This window comes from Bradyrhizobium sp. NAS80.1 (genome assembly GCF_001908205.1).
Taxonomy (GTDB): domain Bacteria; phylum Pseudomonadota; class Alphaproteobacteria; order Rhizobiales; family Xanthobacteraceae; genus Bradyrhizobium.
The window spans coordinates 1-9,133 of the sequence record NZ_LGHL01000319.1; the positions used below are offsets into that span (position 1 = coordinate 1).

6 protein-coding genes and 2 pseudogenes are annotated in these 9,133 nt (G+C 63.4%); 3 read left to right on the forward strand and 5 right to left on the reverse strand.

Features of this window, described 5'->3' with window-relative positions; genetic code table 11:
• Positions 1-141: 141 nt before the first annotated feature.
• The 5 genes and pseudogenes from AC629_RS42530 to AC629_RS42550 all read right to left on the reverse strand — a co-directional run bounded on the left by AC629_RS42530 (position 142) and on the right by AC629_RS42550 (position 7,068).
• Positions 142-936 (reverse strand): CarD family transcriptional regulator, encoded by a 795-nt coding sequence (locus AC629_RS42530; RefSeq protein ID WP_084810590.1) that lies wholly within the window; start codon positions 934-936, stop codon positions 142-144.
• Between the two features lie 345 nt (positions 937-1,281).
• Positions 1,282-1,620, reverse strand: a complete 339-nt coding sequence (gene fdxA / locus AC629_RS42535; RefSeq protein WP_018643465.1) for a ferredoxin FdxA — start codon at positions 1,618-1,620, stop codon at positions 1,282-1,284.
• Positions 1,621-1,752: 132 nt separating this feature from the next.
• Positions 1,753-2,022: pseudogene (locus AC629_RS42540) on the reverse strand (RNA-binding S4 domain-containing protein); the annotation flags it as partial.
• 75 nt (positions 2,023-2,097) lie between these two features.
• Positions 2,098-5,445 carry a helicase-related protein gene (locus AC629_RS42545; protein WP_084810592.1) on the reverse strand — a complete coding sequence of 1,116 codons (3,348 nt, stop codon included), beginning with the start codon at positions 5,443-5,445 and terminating at the stop codon, positions 2,098-2,100.
• Positions 5,446-6,233: 788 nt separating this feature from the next.
• Positions 6,234-7,068: pseudogene (locus AC629_RS42550) on the reverse strand (DUF3108 domain-containing protein).
• 539 nt (positions 7,069-7,607) lie between these two features.
• Here AC629_RS42550 and rpmB point away from each other — a divergent pair.
• The 3 genes from rpmB to AC629_RS42565 all read left to right on the forward strand — a co-directional run.
• Complete coding sequence (rpmB, locus tag AC629_RS42555) at positions 7,608-7,916, forward strand: 50S ribosomal protein L28 (protein ID WP_084810593.1); 309 nt, start codon at positions 7,608-7,610, stop codon at positions 7,914-7,916.
• A 321-nt stretch (positions 7,917-8,237) separates the two neighbouring features.
• The gene (locus AC629_RS42560; RefSeq protein ID WP_084810594.1) at positions 8,238-8,687 is read left to right on the forward strand and encodes a 7-cyano-7-deazaguanine synthase; all 450 of its coding nucleotides are present in this window, start codon (positions 8,238-8,240) and stop codon (positions 8,685-8,687) included.
• The coding region (locus AC629_RS42565) for a hypothetical protein (protein WP_210419207.1) at positions 8,657-9,133 on the forward strand (477 nt) is incomplete at its 3' end. The genes AC629_RS42560 and AC629_RS42565, both read left to right, overlap by 31 nt.

The window sequence follows — 9,133 nt, forward strand, 5'->3', positions numbered from 1 at the left end:
CTTGCGCTTCGCTAATCCTTCACCGCCATCAGGCTGGATAGAGGACTTCCACCTCCAAGCTGTCGCTCATACTCGGCACACAACAAAAAGCCCGGCCGAACGGCCGGGCCTTTGATCCGCCGCGATCGACGCGAGAGGCGCTTACGCAGCCTCGTCGGCAACGGTGGTGTCGTCGCCATCCGTATCGTCGGTATCGCCCTCGGCATCCGTATCGCCCTCACCGTCGGCGGCTTCCGCCTTGGCGCTGGCGCGGCGCGGGCTCTTGGCGAGTTGGGCCTCGATCTCCTTGACCGCTTCGGTCTCGGTCGAGTGCTGCACCACCGCGATCTCGCGGGACAGCCGATCGAGCGCCGCTTCATAGAGCTGGCGTTCAGAGTAGGACTGCTCGGGCTGCGACTCGGAGCGGTAGAGGTCGCGCACGACTTCCGCGATCGCGACGATGTCGCCCGAATTGATCTTCGCTTCGTATTCCTGGGCGCGGCGCGACCACATGGTGCGCTTGACGCGGGCACGGCCCTTGAGCGTCTCCAGCGCCTTCTTCACCAGCGCGGGCTCGGACAGCTTGCGCATGCCGACATTGGCGACCTTGGCGGTCGGAACGCGCAGCGTCATCTTGTCCTTGATGAAGTTGATGACGAACAGCTCGAGCTTCGCACCGGCGATCTCCTGCTCCTCGATGGCCAGGATCTGGCCGACGCCGTGAGCGGGATAGACGACGAATTCGTTGGCCTTGAAGCCCTGACGCTGGGTCACGACCTTCTTTTCCTCGACCTTCGGCGCAGCGGCCGCCGACTTCACGGCCGGCTTGGCAGCGGCAGGAGCCTTGGCAGGAGCAGCAACAGGGGCCTTCGACGCAGTGGGCTTGGCAGCGGGAGCCTTGGCAGCAGGCTTGGAAACGGTCGCCTTCGCGGCCGGCTTGGCAGTCTTGTTAGGCATTGCGCTTCTTTTGTTCTTCGAGGACTTTGCAGCCGGCGCCTTAGTCGCGGTCCGACCCTTGGATGCGCTACGGCTGGCCGTCGCGACTTTTTTGGCCTCCTTATGGGAAGCCCTCGCTGAAGTACTCTTTTTACGCGTTTTCTGTGACACAGCCTGCGCGCGGAAACTGCCACGCCCCTGTTCGACATTTGGTTTCACGGGAACCCAGAGGGGCCAAACGGGGCTGACGGGGTTCGGCTTAATGTGCCCAATATAGCACATTTCCCGCAAAAATCAATGATTTAGGGGTCTTAAGGGCTGGTTTTCGGCCGCAACGAAGGTATTAGGGTTAAGTTTGGGCGGAAATTAGTCTCCCGAACCGGGGTTCGGAGAAAAATATTTCTCGAACTTGCCCTCCATCCCGTCGAATTCCTTCGCGTCGGCGGGTGATTCTTTCTTCTGGGTGATGTTCGGCCAGCTCTTGGCGTAATCGGCGTTGACCTGAAGCCACTTTTCCAGGCCCGGTTCCGTGTCCGGCTTGATGGCGTCGGCGGGGCATTCCGGCTCGCACACGCCGCAGTCGATGCACTCGTCGGGGTGGATGACGAGCATGTTGTCACCCTCGTAGAAGCAGTCGACCGGGCAGACCTCGACGCAGTCGGTGTACTTGCACTTGATGCAGTTTTCAGTGACGACGTAAGTCATCCAACGCTCCGAAAAGCTCTTTTAGAAGTCGCGGCTTGCGTAGCGCGGATGGCCCGGCGCCGCAAGGTCGGGAACGGCCGATCATGACGGCTTTATGTGTTTGATCGACCAAGAAATGAATTTACTGCACAATTAATTGCGTTTTGCTTCGCTCATCTCTTCGTAGAGCACCCGTGCCGAGGCAGCATCACCACGGCGCTCGTTGAAGGCGGTCACTTTCAGAATGCGCACGGTGCGATCGAGCGCGATGGTCAGCACATCGCCGATCTTGATCGCATGCCCCGGCGATGTCTCGCGCACGCCGTTGATGCGGACGTGGCCGGTCTCGACGAGCTCGGCCGCGGAGGTGCGCGCCTTCACCACCCGCGCGTGCCACAGCCATTTGTCGAGGCGCTGCCGCTCTGTGGTCGTGGCTCTATTCCTTCTGACGCGTTTTCTTCACGCGAACCGCTCCGCACTTCGCTTGAAAACGCTACGCTACTCCTTCCGACCGGCGAGCTGCTCTTTCAGCGCGGCGAGCTTTGCGAAGGGCGAGTTCGGATCGATTGGACGATCGCGCTCGCGCGGGTTGGCGCTCGACGCATAGGGACGCAGCGAGGGACCCGACTCGCGGTCGCGACGATCGCGCCCCTTGTCGCGGTCGCGGCCACGATGCTCGCGGCCACCATCGCGATCGCCGGGCTTGCCCTTGTTGCGATCACGGTCCTTGCCTTCGAAGCGGCGGTTCTTGTCGTCGCGCTGCTCGCGGCGATCGCCACCCTGGCCGCCCTCTTCGCGCCCCTTGCGGAAATCCTTGCGATGCCCGCCATGGCGATGGCGCTCGCCGCGCTTCTCGCCGTCGGCTGCCTGCACCGCTTCGCCCTCTGCGGGCGCCGCCGCCTGAGCGCGCGGCTGATTGTGGTGGCGCTGGTGGCGATGACGCTCGTGGCGCGGCTTGCGGTCCTCGTGACGGCCGCCGGGACGCCAGACCTCGATGAGCTCGGGTTCAGTCGGCGCAGCTGCGGCTTCCGCAGGCGCAGGGGCATCGGCCGATGCGGCAGCTTCCGTTGCAGCGGTCTCGGCGGCAGCAGCCTCGGCGGGCGCAGCGGCTTCTTCCACCGGCGGCGCGATGCCGGGGGCGTCTTCCGGCGTGACCGGCGCATCTGGAGATGCTTCGAGTGCCGGCTCCTCGTGCGCGGGCTCGTCGTTCAGCTCCATGCCGGGCGCGTCTTCGACGGTGAGGGCCTCGGCTGCGGGCGTCTCGGACGCGGTCGCCTCTTCGGCGACGGCCTCAGCCGCAGTTTCGGTCGAGGTCTCGGCGCTGCCTTCGGTCGCCGGCGTCTCCGCGGCGGCCGTTTCGGCCACGACGGGTTTCGCCGGCAGCGGCGGACGCTTTTCCATGCGATAGCCGAGTGCGCGCAGGACCGAGGCGAAATCTTCGCCCGCGGAACCGGTGAGCGAGGTCATGGCCTGCGTCACCACAAAGCTGCGGCCGTCGAAGGCGCCGGCGGGCTTTTCGCCGGGCGAGCTCTCACGCCACGCAAGCGCCGGACGGATCAGATCGGCGAGACGCTCCAGGATGTCGACGCGCACGGCGCGCTCGCCAGCCTGCTTGTAGCCGAGCACGCGATAGGCATCGCGCGGCAGCTGCTTGTCGACCGGGAACGAGGTGCGGCCTGAGCTTGCTAGATGCTGCGCACCTGACAGTGCCGAGAGATCGACATTGTCCTGCTTCAGCGCCCACAGCAGCGCTGCGAGCGCACGCGCGGCGGGCTTCAACAGGCCGGGGAAATAGATGTGGTACGCGCCGAAGCGGACGCCGTATTTCCGCAGCGTGGCACGCGAGGGCTGGTCGAGATCCTTCAGCTCATTGGCGATCTTCGGGCGCTCGAGCACGCCAAGCGCCTCGACGAGCTGGTAGGCAATGCCGCGGGCAATGCCGGTGACGTCCTCGGCCTTGCTGAGCTCGAACATCGGTCCGAGCAGCTTCTCGATATGCGTCTTGAGCCAGAGGTCGAGCCGGGCCTGCACTTTCTCGCGGGGGCCGCCGGTCAAACGCTCGTCCGAGATGATGCGAATGCGCGGATGCAGCGCGTCGTCTGCGGCAGAAAGGCGCGCCACGGCATCGCCGGTCCAGCGGATGGTGCCTTCCGAGGTCAGCACGAACTGCTCGTCCGGCGCGTTGCCCAGTTTTTCGGCGCGCGCATTGATCTCGCCGGCGAGCACCGCTTGCGCTGCAGCCTGCAAGGCTTTCGCATCGGAGCCAGCTTCCGCCGCATCCGGTGCAAAGGTGAAGCCATCGAGGCGGCCGATGACATGGCCTTCGACGATGACTTCGCCGGTCTTGCCGATTTCAGTATTCAAGCTCGTGTTCTCCCGCAGGCGGCGCATCAATACACTGGTACGACGATCAACGAAACGCTCCGTCAAGCGTTCGTGGAGCGCATCTGACAATTTATTTTCGACCTCCCGCGTGACCCCCTGCCAGCGATCAGGGTCTTTCAGCCAGTCCGGGCGGTTGGCGACGAAGGTCCAGGTGCGGATCTGCGCGATCCGGGCCGACAGCGTGTCGATGTCGCCGGTCACGTTGTCGGCCTGATCGACCTGGGCCGCAAACCAGGAATCGGGAATGCAGCCCTTCTGCATCAGGAACCCGTACAGCGTGGTCACCAGCTCGGCGTGGGCGGCCGGCGACAGCTTCCGGTAATCGGGGACCTGGCAGGCCTCCCAGAGACGCTCTACGGCGGCCTTGCCATGCGCGATATCGCGCACCTCGCCGTCGCGGGCGGCGTGATCGAGCACGCGCATGTCCTCGGCGATCGGCGCGCGCGTCAGCGCCTCATGGCCGGGGGCGAGGTTCAATGACACCTGCAGCGCGCCGAGCGAGGAGAAATCCAGCTTCGAGTTGCGCCATTGCAGCATCTTCACGTTGTCGAAGGTGTGGTTCTGGAGCGCGTTGACGAGCTCGGGCTCGAACGGCGCGCAGCGCCCCGTGGTGCCGAAGGTGCCGTTGCGGGTGGCGCGGCCGGCACGGCCGGCGACCTGCGCAAATTCGGCTGGCGTCAGGCGGCGGAACTGATAGCCGTCGAATTTGCGATCGGAGGCGAAGGCGACGTGGTCGACGTCGAGATTGAGGCCCATGCCCACGGCGTCGGTGGCGACGAGGTAATCGACATCGCCGTTCTGGAACATCGCCACTTGTGCGTTTCTGGTGCGCGGCGACAGCGAGCCCAGCACCACGGCGGCGCCGCCATGCTGGCGGCGGATCAGCTCGGCGATGGCGTAGACCTCATCGGCAGAGAAGGCGACGATGGCGGTGCGCCGCGGCTGGCGCGTGATCTTGCGGTCGCCGGCGAATTCGAGCTGCGACAGGCGCGGCCGCGTGATCATCGACACGCCCGGGAGCAGCCGCTCGACGATGGGCCGCATCGTTGCAGCCCCCAGCAGCAGCGTCTCGTCGCGGCCGCGGCGGTTGAGGATGCGGTCGGTGAAGACGTGGCCGCGTTCGAGATCGGCGGCGATCTGGACCTCGTCGACGGCAAGGAAGGCGACATCCAAGTCGCGCGGCATCGCCTCGACGGTCGAGACCCAGTAGCGCGGGTTCTTTGGCTTGATCTTCTCCTCGCCGGTCACAAGCGCGACGGCTTCGCTGCCGACCCGCGCGGCGATCTTGTTGTAGACCTCGCGCGCAAGCAGGCGCAGCGGCAGCCCGATCATGCCCGAGGAATGCGCGAGCATCCGCTCGATGGCGAGATGGGTCTTGCCGGTGTTGGTCGGCCCGAGCACTGCAGTGACGCCAGCGCCAGGGGCGCGCTCGGAAGCGAAGGGGGATGGGGAAAAGGCCATTCTGGGGATTAGGTAGTGGCGATTTGGGCGAATGTCAGTGCTGTCTGGGGCGTGTCAGGGGCGAAGCGAAGACGCGCGAAGCGCTTGGAAGTCACCTCGCCCCGCTTGCGGGGAGAGGTCGGATCGCGAAGCGATCCGGGTGAGGGGGACTCTCCGCGAATCCATCTGTCACCGTCCCTGCGGAGACTCCCCCTCACCATAGCCGATGCTCCGCATCGGCGTTCGCATAAATAGAACGGCGGCCGGAGGCCGCCTGCTCCCTCTCCCCGCAAGCGGGGCGAGGGAGCAAAATCTCGCGCAACTGTCTCACTTTGCGACGCTTTTCCCTGGCTCTTTAAGCATCGGAACGACTCTAGAACGAATCGCGGCCGAATCGCTGACTCCACTTTGAGTCCTGTTCCGTTCACGCAACATGTCGCGGGACTCTTATTGGCTGCGCACTAGATGGAGTTTTGCGCCGTCGTACAAGTGACGATTTGATAATGGATTTCCTTAAGTTGGGGATGGCGCGGAGTCGAATCAGAATCGAGGAGGAGTCAAACGGATTCCAGGGCCTCAGGGGGCGCAAACTCATTTTCGTGAAAACAACCCCATGCACGGTAGAAGTGGCCCTCTGAAGAATGGCGGGGTGACGGCGTGTAAGGTGTTGGAGCGGCGCGGCAAACTCTCTCCGTCGTCATTCCGGGGCGCGCCACTTGGCGCGAGCCCGGAATCCATCGCTCCGCAGCGTTTGTCTCACCATGGATTCCGGGCTCGCGCTGCGCGCGCCCCGGAATGACGGAAGGGGATTACTGCGTCTTCGCAACCCTGGGCGGCTGGGGGGTGGTGATGAAGCTGGTCGCTTCCAGCATCGCCGGCCCCAAGGGCGTCTGGCACTCTCAGCCGGAACGGGACCAGGATGCGCGTGCCGGCGATGGGAGCGAAGGCGATCTCGATGTTGCGCTGGGCCGCGAGGTATTTGATCACGGGACGATCCGGGATGTAGCCGGCCACGGGCACGAAATAGAGCGCGCAGACCACGACCGGGCCGCGATAGCCCTTCTCGGCCTTCACCGTCTCCATGCGCTTGAAATCGAGCTTGAGGTCGTAGCGCATGCGGCCATCGAACACCGGCGCACCGCTGTGGCAGGCCTCCGGCGTAACAGGGTCGCCGGTGCCGGGCACACGCAGCAGCGAGGACGTCATCGGATCCCAGACGCCGCGGCGATGCGCGTCGGTGACGACGATGCGATCAGGGTCGACCGGCGGCTCCGGCACGATGCCGAACTCCTTCACATTGCCCTTGTCGAGCGTGATGTGGATCGTTTCGGTCTTCTTCGAGGTGGTGGTGGAGGCCTGGTAGCCGGTCGCGACCAGCGCGCCGTTGACCACCCGCCCCTGCGAGGCGCCGGTGCCGGACCCGTTCGCGATCGACTTCAGGATGCCCGAAGTTCCGCCGGAGGCCGCCGCCGAAAACACGTCGTCCTGGATATCGATGTTCCAGGCGCCCTTGCCGACGGGAATGCCCGCCAGCGTCGCCTCATACTGCGCCTCGAGCTTACCCTGCGCCGCCACGGGCTCGGCCCCCCACGCAAGGACGAGCCCGCAAAAGGCCGCTAAGGCCAGCCGGCCGGCACGATCCAGCCGGGGCGCAAGATGGGGGGAATTGAACACGAAATGATCCAATCGGGGCGCAACCGCTGTTACTTAAGCCAAAAACCGCGGCAGACAATGTGTCCGCGCAAGTCAGGCCGGGAACCCACGGGAGTTTTCGAGTGCGAATACGCCCTTTATGTGATGTAAGGCGTTTCAAACATTGCCGTTTTGGTGATCGGGGGGCGCGGCTCTTCACCTCGCTCCGCTGCGCCTTCCCCCCTCGCCCCGCTTGCGGGGAGAGGGTTGGGGTGAGGGGGGCTCTCCGCGGGGGCGGTGACAGTTGGCGGCCCATGAGCCGGCCCCTCCCCCCGCGGAGACTCCCCCTCACCCGGAATACGCGCTAATCGCGCGCATTCCGGCCTCTCCCCGCAGGCGGGGAGAGGCGAAAAGGCCGCCCCAAAAACTTGACTGCCCGCCCCTTCCCCCCTATACGTCCGCCCGCTCCCTGCAAGGACAGAGAATTTGCACCCCCGTGGCGCCCCGAATGGCCGCCGCAACGCTTGGGGGAAAGGATAAGGATTTTTGCCATGTCTCGCCGCTGCGAACTGACAGCCAAGGGCCCCCTCGTCGGCCACAAGGTCAGCCACTCCAACATCAAGACCAAGCGCCGCTTCCTGCCGAACCTCGTCAACGTGACGTTCATCAGCGAAGCCCTGGGGCGCAACGTGCGCCTGCGCGTCTCCACCAACGCGGTCAAGAGCGTCGACCACAACGGCGGCCTCGATGCCTACCTGCTCAAGGCCAACACCGAGGCCTTGTCGCCGCGCGCCGTCGAGCTGAAGCGCGCCATCCAGAAGAAGGTCGGCGACACCGCGCCGGCGAAGAAGGCCAGCTAATCAAGTTCTAGAATTGGGCGGGGGCTAAGTTGCGTCGCGTAGCGTAATCTTAGCCAGTAGCGTTCTGCGTGACGGCCGGATCGAAAGATCCGGCCGTTTTTGTTTTGGGTACAGAACGGGCGGAATCTAGATCGCAGCAAAGACACCACCTAAGGTTTAAGAGCGCAGCTCTTCGATTCGCCTATAGGGTGCGGTTCATGAATAAGGCAACGGTCCTATTCAGTGGTGGAATTGATTCTACGTCGGTGGCCCTGATGTTGAAGGCAAAGGGCCTCACCGTGCGCGGCCTTTTTTTTAGACTTCGGACAAGCATCCCGACACATGGAGCAACAATCTGTCGCTCGCTTGAAGGAGATCATTGGGATCCCAGTCGACGAAATTCGGGTAGCGCCCCTTCGGTCGTACGGCCCCGGCGAGTTGATCGGGAGGAATGCTTTCTTGATCTTCTCCGCAGCACTGCTCGGCCGCTGCGACTCTGGTGGAATCGCCATCGGCATCCACAGCGGCACTCCATATTACGACTGCTCTCCCGATTTCACCCAGAAAATTGATGCCCTCATTCAACAGTGCTCTGACGGGCGACTATCCGTCATGGCGCCATTTGTTCATTGGAGCAAAGATGACGTCTACAGCTACTTCCTATCCAAAGGCATTCCCCTCAAGGAAACGTACAGCTGTGAAGCCGGCAGTTCACCGCCCTGCGGACGGTGCGCATCCTGCCTGGACCGGGCGAGGCTAGAATGCTCGCAAAAAGGCGCCTCATCCGTCTAGGCAATGGTACAGAACTAAAGATTCCTATTCTGCTGCCGTCCTTCTCAAGCAAGGGATTCCCGAAAGTACAGAAGATACTCAAGGCTTCGGAGGAGTATATCTCCGATGAAGTCTTGGTCAGCGCCTACGATATTTCACATGGATTGCTGCTGCCTCAGTTGGATTTTGCCTCCGCGATATTTTTGGATAGCGGCGGGTATGAGGCGTCCAAAGACTCGGATTTGTCCGAGATCTACGAAGGAGATTACTCACCGAGGGACTGGTCTCCCGAAAAATACGACGATGTAATTCGAAATTGGTCGAGCATCTCCCCAACAATATTTATCAGCTTTGACCACCCCAAGTACCGGATCGACACAAAGGATCAGATTGAACGAGCTCGAAAGCTTGCTATTCCATCGGGCGAGCACGCCCGAGCGATATTGTTCAAACCAGAAGGCGAAAAA